This is a genomic window from Rhodobacter maris (genome assembly GCF_900217815.1).
Taxonomy (GTDB): Bacteria; Pseudomonadota; Alphaproteobacteria; order Rhodobacterales; family Rhodobacteraceae; genus Rhodobacter; species Rhodobacter maris.
The window spans coordinates 34,691-49,232 of the sequence record NZ_OBMT01000002.1 but is presented as its reverse complement, the minus strand read 5'-3'; the positions used below and the strand labels follow the sequence as shown (position 1 = coordinate 49,232).

The 14,542-nt window shown below is 64.8% G+C and carries 8 protein-coding genes and 1 pseudogene; 5 read left to right on the top strand and 4 right to left on the bottom strand.

Annotated features, from left to right (window positions below; genetic code table 11):
- The first annotated feature begins 17 nt into the window (after positions 1–17).
- On the top strand, positions 18–1,592 hold the full coding sequence (locus CRO22_RS04490) for a helicase HerA-like domain-containing protein (RefSeq protein WP_097068935.1): 1,575 nt from the start codon (positions 18–20) through the stop codon (positions 1,590–1,592).
- A gap of 53 nt (positions 1,593–1,645) precedes the next feature.
- On the opposite strand, the pseudogene CRO22_RS19125 reads toward CRO22_RS04490, so the two are convergent.
- Positions 1,646–1,867, bottom strand: a pseudogene (locus CRO22_RS19125) (DUF6477 family protein); the annotation flags it as partial.
- A gap of 216 nt (positions 1,868–2,083) precedes the next feature.
- Between CRO22_RS19125 and CRO22_RS04480 the strand changes: the two are divergent.
- From CRO22_RS04480 to CRO22_RS19415, 3 genes are all read left to right on the top strand, one after another.
- A complete protein-coding gene (locus CRO22_RS04480) occupies positions 2,084–3,274 on the top strand; it encodes a DUF6456 domain-containing protein (RefSeq protein WP_097068934.1) in 1,191 nt (396 codons plus the stop codon).
- 69 nt (positions 3,275–3,343) lie between these two features.
- Positions 3,344–4,294 (top strand): lipoyl synthase, encoded by a 951-nt coding sequence (lipA, locus tag CRO22_RS04475; RefSeq protein WP_097068933.1) that lies wholly within the window; start codon positions 3,344–3,346, stop codon positions 4,292–4,294.
- 765 nt (positions 4,295–5,059) lie between these two features.
- Positions 5,060–5,401, top strand: coding sequence for a transposase (locus CRO22_RS19415; protein WP_097068932.1), 342 nt, complete (start codon positions 5,060–5,062; stop codon positions 5,399–5,401).
- Here the strand turns inward: CRO22_RS19415 and glf are convergent.
- The 3 genes from glf to CRO22_RS04455 all read right to left on the bottom strand — a co-directional run bounded on the left by glf (position 5,398) and on the right by CRO22_RS04455 (position 12,255).
- Positions 5,398–6,570: a UDP-galactopyranose mutase gene (gene glf / locus CRO22_RS04465; RefSeq protein ID WP_097068931.1), complete on the bottom strand. Its 1,173-nt coding sequence runs from the start codon at positions 6,568–6,570 to the stop codon at positions 5,398–5,400. The two genes, CRO22_RS19415 and glf, sit on opposite strands and share 4 nt — an antisense overlap.
- Positions 6,571–6,639: 69 nt before the next feature.
- Positions 6,640–7,374: a DUF4422 domain-containing protein gene (locus tag CRO22_RS04460; RefSeq protein WP_097068930.1), complete on the bottom strand. Its 735-nt coding sequence runs from the start codon at positions 7,372–7,374 to the stop codon at positions 6,640–6,642.
- A gap of 243 nt (positions 7,375–7,617) precedes the next feature.
- On the bottom strand, positions 7,618–12,255 hold the full coding sequence (locus tag CRO22_RS04455) for a beta strand repeat-containing protein (protein WP_097068929.1): 4,638 nt from the start codon (positions 12,253–12,255) through the stop codon (positions 7,618–7,620).
- A gap of 340 nt (positions 12,256–12,595) precedes the next feature.
- On the opposite strand from CRO22_RS04455, the gene CRO22_RS04450 reads away from it, so the two are divergent.
- Positions 12,596–14,413 (top strand): O-linked N-acetylglucosamine transferase, SPINDLY family protein, encoded by a 1,818-nt coding sequence (locus CRO22_RS04450; protein WP_097068928.1) that lies wholly within the window; start codon positions 12,596–12,598, stop codon positions 14,411–14,413.
- Positions 14,414–14,542: the final 129 nt, after the last annotated feature.

Sequence of the window (14,542 nt, the reverse complement as noted above, 5' to 3'; positions counted from 1 at the left end):
CGCAGATCGGAGGCAGCATGACCGGAGTTCTGACCGAGGCGGGGGTCTTTGTCGGCGGCGGCGGTGCCGACCAGGCGCAGGCGCAACAATTGCTGTTGCGCTATGGCAACCGCCACGGCCTGGTTGCCGGCGCCACAGGCACCGGCAAGACGGTGACGTTGCAAGTACTTGCAGAGGGGTTTTCTGCAGCGGGCGTGCCGGTGTTTCTGGCCGATGTGAAGGGCGATCTGGCGGGGCTCGCCATATCGGGAACCCGGCCGGGCGGGCTTCATGACGCCTTTCGAGAACGTGCCGATAAGATTGGATTTGATCTGAGCTATCGCAGCTATCCAGTTATATTCTGGGACATTTTTGGAGATAGTGGACATCCGGTCCGAACCACGGTTTCCGAGATGGGGCCGCTTTTGCTTGCGCGACTTCTGGAATTAACCGAGGCGCAGGAAGGGGTGTTGAACATTGCCTTCCACCTCGCTGATGCCGAGGGGCTGGCGCTACTGGACCTTGCCGATCTGCGCGCGATGCTCGCTTATGTGGGCGAAAGCGCCGCGGCACTGGAGCTGCGTTACGGCAATATATCGTCGCAATCGGTCGGGGCGATCCAGCGGCGGCTTCTGGTGCTCGAAAACCAGGGGGCGACGCAGTTCTTCGGCGAACCGGCGCTCGATCTGGCCGACATGATGCGTCAGGCGCCTGATGGCCGCGGACAGATCAGCATTCTCGCTGCAGATCGTCTTATGGGTTCGCCAAGGCTCTATGCGACCTTCCTGCTGTGGCTGTTGTCGGAGCTTTTCGAACAGCTTCCGGAGATCGGGGACCCGGAGATGCCGCGCTTCGTGTTCTTTTTCGACGAGGCGCATCTTCTGTTCGACGATGCGCCGAAGGCGCTGCTCGACAAGGTGGAGCAGGTGGCGCGGCTGATCCGCTCGAAGGGGGTGGGCATCTATTTTGTTACCCAGACCCCTGCAGATGTGCCGGAAGAGATTCTCGGGCAGCTGGGCAACCGGGTGCAGCATGCCCTGCGGGCCTTCACCGCGCGCGATCAGCGCAATCTTGGCCGTGCGGCCGAGACTTATCGCCCCAATCCGCGCTTTTCCACCGAGACGGCGATCCGCGAGCTCGGAACGGGCGAGGCGGTGACTTCTTTCCTCGAGGCGAAGGGAGTGCCGGGGATGGTGGAGCGCACGCTCGTGCGCCCACCGCAATCCCGGCTCGGCCCGCTGGTGCCGGAAGAACGGCACGCCCTGATTGCGGCCTCGCCTCTGGGGCACAAGTACGACCAGGCGATCAATCGCAGCTCCGCCGCGGAATTGCTTGCTTTACGTACACAAAACGCGATTAGCAATGAGCTGGAAAACGGCCCCGCAACGGGCTCCGAAACCACCCGGGAGCGGGAATTCAGCCGTGCCCGACGCTATGTGCCCGGAGGGAATTCCACGCCGGCGGCGATGCCGAAAGTGTCGCGTCGGGGGGCGTCTTCAGGCTCGGATTCCGTGGCGGAAGTGTTTGGCAAGGCGCTGGCGCGGCAGCTAGGCGCCAAGGCGGGGCAGGCGCTCGTGCGCGGTGTGCTCGGTTCGCTCTTCAGGTCGCGTTGAGCGCGTCTTGCGCGGGATTCCGCGAGAATTGCGATCAATAGCTCGACCTGGTGCAGGAAGCTGTATTGCGCCGCCCCGGCCTGCCGCGCGGTTTCGAGCGCGGCCTCCTGCGCGATCAGTGCGGCCAGAGCGGCCGCGGGAGCTGGCACTTCTGCCACGCCTAGGATGCGCCGAAGATCGCGGTCGCGCCGATAGTCGCGCTGGCCGAAACGGGCGGCGTGGATCAGCAGTTTCGGGCGCCGCAGCCGCGCCAGGATCTCGCCGTGATCATCCATTCTCTCCTCCCGAACGGATCTGATCGGGGCAGGAAAGCACAACCGGAACGCGTGTTGCGTGATTGTCGGATCAACCGGGCGCTGCATTATCGGATCTTTAGACTTTTTAAAGAATTTTGGGGATCGCCCCGCATTTTAACGAAGGGGTAACCAAAGCAACCCACGGTTGAAGCTGCTTTCGACGGCATTCGTGCCGGTTCGAACGAGGGGAGAGAGATGAGCGATACGATGCCGACCGGGGCGGATTTGCCCGCCTGGGTGCCAGATGTCGCACGCATCTATCTGCGGCATGTCGAGGAGGGGATCCCGATCCGGGCCTTGGCGCGCGCCGAGGGATGCCACGCCTCGACGATCCTGCGCCGGGTGCGCCGGATCGAGGCGCAACGCGACGATCCGCTGATCGACGAAGTGCTGGCGCGCTTGGGCCAAGTGGTCCCACCAACGCCGGGCAGGCCCCCTTTGACTGAAGCTTCGACCGTGCCGAATCAGGAATCCCGCTTGATGACAGATCCGATCCGTCCCGCCCAGACGTCTCTCCACGGTCGCGCGACCTCCGGTCGACCGGGTGTTCAGGATTTGCTCGCGGAGGATCTGCGCGCCCGAGAGGAGGGACGCATCCTGCGCCGGTTGGCGGAGCCCGCCGCAGTGCTGATCGTCGCGCCAGACATGGACAAGGCCGTCGTGCTGCGCGGAACGGTGCGCACCGCGGTGATGGCGCGCGAGCTCGCCCAAGCGCTCGCTTTACGCGGCTGGATCATGCCCAAACATACTGGCAGGGTAACGAGTTACGAGCTGTCCTCAAGTGGACGGGCGGAGCTGCGGCGCAGGCTCGCCGAAGAGAGTGCGGCACGTGGTGAAGACCCCGGGACGACCGGCGCGGAGCGCCCGCAACCACGTCGGCCTTGCGACTGGGGAGAACGCGAGGTGCAGGATGCGCAGGGGCGCGTGGCGCGGATCCGCACCAATCTTTCCGAGAGCCCGCTTGCCGTGCTGGCGCGGCGGCGCGATGCCAATGGCGCGCCGTTTCTGGCCCCCGAACTTGTCGCGGCCGGAGAGCGGCTGCGCGAAGATTTCGAACTGGCGCAGATGGCGCCCCGCGTGGCGCAGAACTGGGAGCGGTTCATGACCGGAGGGATTCGCGGGCAATACCGCCCCGACCTTGGCACCGGGGGGCCGGGGGGATCGGAACGGGCCCGGGCCCGGGTAGCGGCCGCGCTCTCGGATCTTGGTCCGGGGCTCGGTGACATGGTGCTGCGTTGCTGCTGCTTCCTCGAAGGGCTCGAGGCCGCAGAAAAACGGATGGGCTGGTCCGCCCGTTCGGGCAAGATCGTGCTGCGTATCGCGTTGATGCGGCTCAAGCGCCATTATGACGAGACTTACGGTGGCGCGGCTCCCCTGATCGGCTGAACGCGCGGAATTTGCATCGTTCGCCCTTTCGCTCTATGTGAGCCTCATTGCTTACGAAAGGATGCTCCCTTGCGCGATCTGAAGCTTCCCGGCCAGCGCCACCCGGAAAAGGCGCATCGCCCCGACAATGCCCAGCCGAAGAAACCGAACTGGATCCGCGTCAAGGCGCCGACTTCGGAGGGGTACAAGGAAACGCGCGATATCCTGAAAACCCATAAGCTCGTCACCGTCTGTGAGGAGGCAGGTTGCCCGAATGTGGGCGAATGCTGGAGCCACGGCCATGCGACGATGATGATTATGGGTGAGATTTGTACCCGCGGGTGCTCGTTTTGCAATGTTGCTACTGGGCGGCCCGAGGCGCTCGATCAGTTCGAACCGGGCCGCGTTGCCCATGCGGTTGAAACGCTGGGGCTCAAACATGTGGTCATCACCTCGGTCGATCGGGATGATCTGGACGATGGCGGGGCGGAGCATTTCGCCCAGACAATTCGCGCGGTGCGCCACCGCGCGCCCGCGACAACGATCGAGGTGCTGACCCCGGATTTTCTGAAGTGTTCTCCGAAAGCACTTGAAATCGTTGTTGAAGCTAGGCCGGACGTTTTCAATCATAACCTTGAGACCGTGCCCGGCCTTTATCCCTCGGTGCGACCGGGGGCGCGTTATTTTCACTCGCTGCGGCTGCTGCAACGGGTCAAGGAACTTGATCCGCGGCTGTTCACGAAATCGGGCATCATGGTGGGGCTTGGGGAGGGCCGCGAGGCGGTGCTTCAGGTGATGGATGACATGCGCGCCGCCGATATCGATTTCCTGACGATCGGTCAGTATTTGCAACCGACGCCGAAGCATCATGCGGTGGACAGGTTTGTCACGCCCGAGGAATTTGCCGATTATGAGAAAGCGGCTTATGGCAAGGGTTTTGGCATGGTCTCTGCGACGCCGCTCACACGGTCGAGCTATCACGCCGGCGAGGACTTCGCGCGACTGCGTGCAGCGCGGCTGGCAAAGCTCGGTGAAAACTGACCGATAATCGGCGTTTCAGTGCAGCTGGGCGAGCCATCGAAAGAGGGCGTCGCATAATACTCGGTAGAGAGAAAGCATGTCAAAATGCTTATCTGCTGAGGCGGAATGAACCTGAAACCTTGTCGCAGACCCGTGTTTCGCGTGAGAAATATCTCGTAATGATCTGTTTTTATTTTCATATGCCTCATTATGGTAGCGCTGGTTATGTTTTCTCGAGAGGGTACGCCCGCCACTTCATCAGATTATAGGCACGTATTTTCAGAAGATTGCGCCGGGCATTTGCGATTTGCCTGGGGGATCTCATCTATTTTGCGCCCCTTGGCCTGTGCGCGTGGGGTCGTGGGGTCGTTGCCCCGATCCGCCTGTCCGTGGATCGGATAGTCGACGAAGCCGTCCGGTTCTGAGTGCAGATTCGGCCGAAATGGTTGCATGCTGCGCCGCTCGGACATTGGGTGCCCGAGGGGCGATCGTTTCGGTCGAGAGCGTTTCGTGCCGGCCTGCGAAATGGTCGGCTGCCCTGCACGCATGCGTGGTACGGAACGCTGCTGAGGACAGGATCCGGGCGGAAAGCCACGAAAGTAGCGGCTTTCGAATGCGGGAAGCGAGTGCCCAAACCCTTCCCCGAGCATTGCCGCGTGAACGGGTGGTGGTTCCGGCGCCGAATGGATGGCGAAGATCGTTTTCGAGATCGAGGCAATGGGGCGCCATTGATGGGGTGGAAACCATCCACTCCATCCGTGGGGGCGGCGGCCTCCTCCATCTTTGATGATCGTATCGCCCTTGGTGAACCCGGTAAGCATGCGTCAAGGGCCGCCTGGCGGGAATGCTGTCTTGCGGGTTACCGGACGTCCTTATGGCGCATACGAAGACACCCCCCGCATTCAGGTTTGGCTGGCTTCCGACAAGGGGCGCCGTCGCCGTTGGACGGATGCCGAGAAGGTCCGGATTGTTGAAGAGCGCTACGGGCCAGGCATGACACTGGCTGAGGTGGCGCGCCCCATGAGATTTCGGGGGCGATGCTCTACGATTGGCGTCACCGACACAAACTCGGTCTCGCCTTCGTTCGAAGGGCCGTCTCTCTTACAGGTCTGCGCGGGCGGCAATTAAAGTGGGGCGCGTGCCCCGGTGGCGGAACGCCTGTGCGCGAGCGGAAACGGCCGCGGTTGCTGGGCGGCAAGGAAGGCGCGCGCGCAATCGAGCGCTTCGCGGATCGTCACATCCATGTCGAGATAGCGATAGGTTCCGAGCCTGCCAACGAAGCTGACATGTTTTTCCCGTTTCGCGCGCTCAAGATAGCGGGTCAGCTGCGATTGCTCCGCGGCGAGCCGGATCGGATAATAGGGAATGTCATCAGGCCCGGCGACCCGCGAGTATTCGCGATAAAGCACCGAAAGGTCATGCTGCTCCCAGGGGGAGAAATGCTTGTGCTCGGTGATGCGGGTGAAGGGAACCTCAAGATCACCGTAGTTCATCACCGCACAGCCTTGCCAGTCCCCCGAAGCGGTGAAGCGCTCGAAATCGAGCGTCCGGTAGCCGAGCCGGCCATGTTCGTAATCGTACCAAGCATCGATCGGGCCGGAATAGAACACATGATCGGCGTTGTCTGCCTGAGCGCGCTGGAATGTGGTGCCAAGCTGCAGCTCGATTGCAGGATGGTCGAGTATCCGCTCGACCAATGCCGTATAGCCGTCACGCGGCATGCCCTGAAACCGGTGGAAGAAGTAATTGTCGTCGTAATTGAACCGCACCGGCAGGCGTTTGAGAATGGAGGCGGGCAATTCCTGCGGCGACATTCCCCATTGTTTCACCGTATAGCCCTTGAGGAAGGCCTCGTAGAGATCACGGCCGACGAGGCTGAGCGCCTGTTCTTCAAAAGTTTGCGGCGCCGTGATTGACGGATCGGCGAGCGCGGCAACGAAACTGCGCGCCTCCTCCGGCCGCATCACGCGGCCAAAGAACTGGTTGATTGTGTGCAGATTGATGGGCAGCGAGAACACCGCGCCGCGCACGGTTGTCTTGACTTGATTGCGATAGGGCTGAAAGGGCATGAAACGATTGACATATTCCCACACTTCGACGTCGTCGGTATGAAAAATATGCGGTCCGTAGACATGCACCATGACACCGGTCTGGGCATCGCGCGCGGTGTGGCAGTTGCCCGCGACATGCGGACGGGCGTCCAGGATTTGCACGCTCCATCCCGCTTCGGCGAGGGTCCGGCCAATCACTGCCCCCGAAAAGCCGGCGCCGACCACAAGTGCAGTTCCTGCAGGCATTGATGTGTCCCTTTTCGAGAAGTTGGAATGGCGATGGCGGAAGCCTTCGGTCCGGCTATCGGGTGGCGCTCAGGGCAGCATCCCGACTGGGCGGAAGGCCACGCGGCAGCTCGTGCGATGGCGCCCCACCCAGACATTGAGCAGCCGCTCTGCCAGAAATCCGAATACTCGTGCCTCGTAGGGCGGGTAGTCGCGGAAAGGGATCTGGGGTTCGAGCCGGAACAGGATGTCGAACAGCCAGGCGCAATAGGCATCGAAAACTTCGGCTCGCGCGATCATGATATTATAGGGATGCAGTTTGCAGTTGCGCATGACGAAATCCCAATAGGGAATATAGGGCGCATGGAACTCTTCCAGCACCGCGCGCGTCAGCACCAGATCAAACCCAACGGCTGTGGCATCATACTGGCGTTCGACGGTCTGAGGTGCCCCGGAACCGGGGTCTGTCAGGGTGATCTTGTCTGGCAAGATCATATCATAACCATCTGAGAATTCATCAAAATCATCAGAGGCCGCAACGCCGATCAGGCCAATGGGTGCCATTCGGGCTTTCGGGATGAAATGGCGGCGGTAATGGACAAGGCCCTTGATCGCGGCGTCTGAATTCTTCCAGATCCAGTAAAGCGCGGTCAATTCGCAGAAGTGCGGATTGCGCGATGAGATATTGTCGCCCGTGTCGTCGCCACGGATACCGAGATCGACCTCCGCGATCCCCCTTCCGGCATGAATGGGCACATAACCTGGATCCAGCGGGAAACCCGTCTGCTTGTGTGTGGCAACATGGATTTCGATTCCCGCACCCATCAATACGCTCCATTCTGGATCAGCTTGGAGAGACTATCGGGCAGCAAGGTTAAAAGGCCGCTAACGACCAATGGCGCGCCGTGACAGGGGCGGGGGGCCGAATGCGGGTCCGGCCTGCCGACTGAGACGCGTTCCAAATGACGTTCACGCCGGGCAGGGCCCGGCGTGACATCGATTTCTGGCGGGAGCGGGGCAATTGCCCAATTCCGTGCGGTGAGATCCGACCTCGCGGTCTGGCCCCGATCAGAGGAACAGCGAGCTGATCTGATCGGTGCCCATCGCCCCGAGCTGGGCGGTGGTGAAGGCCGCGACCTGGCTCGTCGTGAGGGCCGCCAGATCCTGCGTCTCCATCACGGCGATCTGCTGGGTGGTCAGCGCCGACAGTTGATCCGTGGTGAGGCCAAGGACCTGCGCCGTGCCCAGCGAGACGATCGTGTCGGTCGTCAGTGCCGTCAGGGCCGCCGTCGAGAGGCTGCCAATCTGCGACGATGTGAGTGCCGCAACCTGGCCCGTGCTCAGCGACGTCACCTGTCCGGTCGTCAGTGCAGCGATCTGGGCCGAGGTGAGGCCCTTGAGCGCTGCGGTGGCGAGGGCGGCCAGATCGGCGGTCTCGATCGCGGAGAACTGGGCCGAGCTGAGCGCAGTGAGCTGAGCCGAGGAGAGCGCGGCGGCCTGATCGGTGCCCAGAGCAACGACTTCGGCCGTCCCGAGGCCCTGGAGCCCGCCCGTCGAGATCGCGGCCACCTGATCGGTGGTGAGCGCAGCGATCTGATCGGTGGAGAGCGCATCGATCTGGCTCGAGGAGAGCGCGGCGATGCCCGCCTTGCCGAGCGGCGCCATGCCCGCCGTGCCGAGGGCCACAAGATCTGCGGTCTCGAACCCGGCGATCGCAGCACTGGAGAGCGCGGCAATCTGCGCCGAGCCGAGCGCGCTCACCTGATCGGTGGAAAGCGAGGCGATCTGGGTCGAGGTGAGGCCCTTGAACGCAGCGGTGCTCAGCGCGGCCAGATCGGCGGTCTCGATCGCAGCAAACTGGGCCGAGGTCAGCGCGGTAAGCTGTTTCGAGGAAAGCGCCGCGGCCTGATCGGTGCCCAGAGCAACGACTTCGGCCGTCCCGAGGCCCGTAATCCCGCTCGTCGAGATCGCGGCCACCTGATCGGTGGTGAGCGCAGCGATCTGATCGGTCGAGAGCGCATCGATCTGGGTCGAGGAGAGCGCCGCGATGCCCGCCTTGCCGAGCGGCGCCATACCCGCCGTGCCGAGGGCCACGAGATCGGCCGTTTCGAGCCCGGCAATCGCGGCGCTGGAGAGCGCGGCGATCTGCGCCGAACCGAGCGCGCTCACCTGATCAGTCGTCAGCGCGGCGATCTGGGTCGAGGTGAGGCCTTTCATGGCACTCGTGCCGAGAGCGGCCAGATCGGCGGTCTCGATCGCAGCGATCTGGGCCGAAGTCAGCGCCGTGAGCTGTTTCGAGGAAAGCGCGGCGGCCTGATCGGTGCCGAGCGCCGCGATTTCCGCGGTGCCGAGGCCCTTGATCCCGGTCGTCGAGATCGCGGCCACCTGATCGGTGCCCAGAGCGACGATCTGATCGGTCGAGAGCGCGTCGATCTGGGTCGAGGAGAGCGCAGCGATGCCCGTCTTGCCGAGCGGCGCCATACCGGCGGTGCCGAGCGCGACGAGATCGGCCGTTTCGAGCCCCGCAATCGCGGCGCTGGAAAGGGCGGCGATCTGCGCCGAACCGAGCGCGCTCACCTGATCAGTCGTCAGCGCGGCGATCTGGGCCGAGGTGAGACCCTTGATCGCGGAGGTGCTCAGCGCCGCCAGATCGGCGGTCTCGATCGCCGCGATTTGCGCCGAGGTCAGCGCGGCGAGCTGTTTGGCGCTCAGCGCGGCGGCCTGATCGGTGCCCAGCGCCACGATTTCCGCGGTGCTGAGACCCTTGACCCCGGTCGTGGAGATCGCGGCCACCTGGTCGGTGCCCAGAGCGACGATCTGATCGGTCGAGAGTGCTGCGATTTGCGTCGAGGAAAGCGCGGCGATCCCGGTTTTGCCGAGCGGCGCCATGCCGGCCGTACCGAGCGCGGCCAGATCGGCCGTTTCGAACCCGGCCACCGCAGCGGCGGTGAGCGCGGCAAGTTGCGCTGTTCCGAGGGCCGCGACCTGATCGGTGCTCAGCGCGGCCACCTGGGCCGAAGTGAGGCCCTTGATCGCGGCGGTGTTCAGCGCGGCCAGATCGGCGGTCTCGATCGCGGCGAACTGCGCCGAGGTCATTGCCCCGAGCTGTTTGGCGGAAAGCGCGGCGGCCTGATCGGTGCCGAGCGCGGCAACTTCGGCCGTGCCGAGGCCCTTGATCCCGGTGGTGGAGATCGAAGACACCTGATCGGTGCCCAGAGCGGCGATCTGATCGGTCGAGAGCGCGGCGATTTGCGTCGAAGAGAGCGCGGCGATCCCGGTCTTGCCAAGCGGCGCCATGCCCGCGGTGCCGAGCGCGGCGAGATCGGCCGTCTCGAACCCGGCAACCGCCGTGGCAGTAAGCGCGGCGAGCTGCGCCGAGCCCAGCGCGGCCACCTGATCAGTGCTCAGCGCGGCCACTTGGGTCGAGGTGAGGCCCTTGATCGCGGCGGTGCTCAATGCGGCCAGATCGGCGGTCTCGATCGCGGCGAACTGCGCCGAGGTCAGCGCACTGAGCTGTTGGGCGGAAAGTGCGGCGGCCTGATCGGTGCCGAGCGCGGCAACTTCGGCCGTGCCGAGGCCCTTGATCCCGGCCGTGGAGATCTTGGCGATCTGATCGGTGCCGAGCGCAGCGATCTGATCCGTCGAAAGTGCATCGATCTGCGTCGAGGAGAGCGCGGCAACGCCGGACTTGCCGAGCGGCGCCATGCCGGCCGTGCCCAGGGCAACGAGATCTGCGGTTTCGAACCCTGCGACCGCACCCTTGGTGAGCGCGGCGATTTGCGCCGAGCCGAGCGCCGCCACCTGATCGGTGGAGAGCGCCGCGACCTGGGCCGAGGTGAGGCCCTTGATTGCCCCGGTGGCAAGCGCGGCCAGATCGACGGTTTCGATGGCTGCGAACTGGGCCGAGGTCAGCGCACCGAGCTGCTTGGCGGAAAGCGCGGCAGCTTGATCGGTGCCGAGCGCGGCGATTTCAGCCGTGCCAAGCCCCTTGATACCGGCGGTGGAGATCTTGGCCACCTGATCGGTGGAAAGTGCGGCGATCTGATCGGTCGAGAGTGCGTCGATTTGCGTCGAGGAGAGCGCAGCAACGCCGGACTTGCCCAGCGGCGCCATGCCCGCGGTGCCGAGCGCGGCCAGATCCGCGGTTTCGAACCCTGCAACTGCGCCCTTGGTGAGGGCGGCGATCTGCGCCGAGCCGAGCGCGCCCACCTGATCGGTGGAGAGCGCGGCGACCTGGGCGGAGGTGAGACCCTTGACCGCGGCGGTGCCGAGCGCGGCGAGATCGGCGGTTTCAATGGCGGCGAACTGGGCCGAGGTCAGCGCGGCGAGCTGTTTGGCGGAAAGCGCGGCGGCCTGATCGGTGCCCAGCGCGGCGACTTCGGCGGTGCCAAGCCCCTTGATCCCGGCGGTGGAGATCTTGGCCACCTGATCGGTGGTCAGCGCGGCGATCTGATCGGTCGAAAGCGCGTCGATCTGCGCCGAGCCAAGCGCGGCAACCCCGCGCTTGCCGAGCGGTGCCATACCGGCGGTGCCGAGGGCGACAAGATCCGCGGTTTCGAACCCGGCAATCGCGCCTTTGGAGAGGGCGGCGATTTGCGCCGAGCCAAGCGCGCTCACCTGATCGGTGGAGAGCGCCGCGATCTGCGTCGAGGTGAGGCCCTTGATCGCCGCGGTGGCGATCGCAGCCAGATCGGCGGTTTCAATGGCGGCGAACTGGGCGGAGGTCAGCGCGCCGAGTTGTTTGGCGGAAAGCGCGGCGACCTGATCGGTGCCGAGCGCGGCGACTTCGGCGGTGCCAAGCCCCTTGATCCCGACGGTGGAGATCTTCGCCATCTGATCGGTGGTCAGCGCGGCGATCTGGTCGGTCGAAAGCGCGTCGATTTGCGTCGAGGAGAGCGCGGCAACCCCGCGCTTGCCGAGCGGCGCCATACCGGCTGTGCCGAGCGCAACGAGATCGGCGGTTTCAAACCCTGCGACGCCGGCCTTGGAGAAGGCGGCGATCTGCGCCGTGCCGAGTGCGGCGACCTGATCGGTGCTGAGCGCGGCGACCTGGGCCGAGGTAAGGCCCTTGATCGCGGCGGTGCTCAGAGCTGCGAGATCGGCGGTCTCGATGGCGCCAATCTGGGCGGAGGTGAGCCCGCTGAGTTGTTTGGCGGAAAGCGCGGCGGCCTGATCGGTGCCGAGCGCGGCGACTTCGGCGGTGCCAAGCCCCTTGATCCCGGCGGTGGAGATCTTGGCCACCTGATCGGTGGTCAGCGCAGCGACCTGATCGGTGGAGAGCGCGGCAACCTGGCTCGAGGTCAAGCCCTTGAACGCGCCTTTGCCGATCGCGGCAAGATCAGCGGTTTCGATGGCAGCGATCTGGTCGGAGGCGAGTGCGCCAAGCTGTTTGGCGGAAAGCACAGCCGCCTGATCGGTGCCCAGAGCGACGATTTCGGCGGTGCCGAGACCCTTGATCCCGGAGGTGGAAATAGCAGCGACCTGCAGCGTGCTCAGCGCGGCGACCTGATCGGTGGAAAGCGCTCCGGTCTGTGCCGAGGTCAGCCCCGTCACCGCGGTTTTGGTCAGCGCGGGGATCTGGGTCGAGGTCAAGGCAGAGACTTGATCGGTGGTCAAGCTCGCAACGTCTGTAGAGGTCAGAGCGGCAATGGCACTCGTGCTCAGCGCGGCGATCTGGGCGGTGGTCAGGCTGGAGATGACAGGCATTTGTTTTTCCCGAACAAAATGGACTCTGGTTGGTTCCGCCCCGAAGCTTTTTATCGAGACAAGCTGCGCCGGATGCCGGACACCCGCACAGAGGGAAAAGTGCAGAAAACATCTTAGCGAGGCGTAAACAGCGCTGCGCTTTGGTGTGCTCGGGTGTCACAAAGTGCGTAAACTTTGCCTAAACGAGGCGCATCACTTTGCTTAAACGAGCCGCATTAAGCGGGCATTAACGCTGAACTGAGAGGATTCGCCGGATGGCCCGCCGGGGCCGGTTTCCAGAAAGGATCTCCGCTTGTCCCACATTGCCAAGATACAGACCCGGGTTCCGCAAGAACTGGCCATGGTCTCTCGACCGTCCGGAGAGGAATCGGAGGGGGAGGCAAGCCTCGGTGGCGGGAGCGGGGCGGGCGGCCTCGCCCGGCTGGACGCCGGCGCGCTGATCGGCCTGCTTGAGGAACGCCCCGCGCCCGAAGCGGCGATGCTCTACCGGGATTGGCTCGCACAGCCCGGACGCGGGATAGAAGCGGCACCGGTCTGGTACAATCTCGGGGTGGCCCTGCAGCAGCAGGGAGGGCATCAGGAGGCCGCCCTGGCGTTCAGCACGGCATTCCGTTTGCAGCCCGCACTCTGGCAAGGGGCTCTCGGGCGGGGCCTCGCGCTCGAAGGCGCCGGGGCGCGCGAAGCCGCGATTGACGCGTTGCGCGAGGCGCTCCTGCCCGTTGAGGCGCGGCGGCAGATCCATGTGCAGCTCGCCCGGATGCTCGAGGAACAGGGCAGGCTCGGCGAGGCCATCGACGAGGCGCGCGCGGCGCTCCTGCTGGCGCCCGATCAGCCCAATGTCATCCAGCATCTGGTGCACAATCGCCAGCGCTGCGTTGCCTGGCCGCCGACGGCTCTGGCGATCCCGGCCGTCACGGAAGAACAGGCCGAGTTGAACGCCGGGCCGCTCGCCGCTCTGGCGCTCGTTGACGATCCTCTCCGGCAGGCGGCGATCGGCTCCGACTGGATCCGCCGCAATGTGCCCGATGTCGCGCATCTGCCGCTTCCGCCCGGCGGGTATCACCATGAGCGGCTGCGGATCGGCTATCTCTCTTCCGACTTCTGCCGCCATGCGATGAGCTTCCTGATTGCCGAACTGCTTGAGCGGCACGATCGCACGCGTTTCGAGATCTGGGGCTATGATTGCTCGCCCGAGGATGGCAGTGATATCCGCGATCGGGTGCTTGCCGCGCTCGATCATCATGTGCCGATCTCCGCGCTTTCCGATGCGGAGGCAGCACAGCGCATCCGCGACGACGAGATCGACATCCTGATCGATCTGAACGGCCTCACCAAGGGCGCACGGCTGCCGATCCTGCGCCGCAAGCCTGCACCGATGCAGGCAACCTACCTGGGCTATATCGGGCCGGTGCCGCTGCCGGAGATGGATTTCCTGATCTGCGATGCGGTCACCATCCCGCCCGAGATGGATGCGCTATACCAGCCGCGGCCGCTGCGCCTGCAGGGGTGCTATCAGGCCAATGACGGGCGCATGCCCGCTCTGCCGCATCTTACCCGCGCCGCAGAAGGCTTGCCCGAGACCGCCTTCGTCTTCACCTGCATGTCTCATCACTACAAGCTGACAGAGCCGGTCTGGGAGAGCTGGTGCCGCATCGTCGCGCGTGTGCCCGGCTCCGTGCTCTGGCTGATCGGCGACAATCCCGTTTCCCGCGCGGCGCTTGCGGCGCGTTGGGCGGCAGCAGGGCTCGCGCCGGAGCGGCTGATCTTTGCCGGGCGCACCGATCCGGCGCGCTATCGCGCCCGTCTCGGGCTGGCGGATCTCTTCCTCGACACCACCCCCTACAATGCGGGCACCATCGCCTCGGATGCGCTGCGCATGGGCCTGCCGCTCGTGACAACGCTCGGGCGGGCCTTCGTGGCGCGGATGGGGGCGAGCTTGCTCACCGCGGTCGGGCTTGACGACTGCGTCGCCGCCGATCTGCCGCAGTATGAAGAGCTCGCGGTCGCGATCGCCCTGTCGCCGGAGCGGCATGGCCGGTTGCGTGCACATCTTGCGGGCGGCGCCTGGGAGCGCACGCTGGGCGACTCCCGGGATTTCGTCAATCGGTTCGAGGCGGCGCTGCTTGAGGGGTACAGCGGCTGCATGTCCGCGCTCTGAGCCGCAGGTCCAAGCCGGGGCCGGCGAGGCCTGAGGCAGATCCTGCCCCGCCCGGCGTCTTTTTCCCGCTTGCGCAAAGACCTGCCCCGACCAATGCAGGCCCGGCCGATCCGGCCCGGGCGTTTGCAG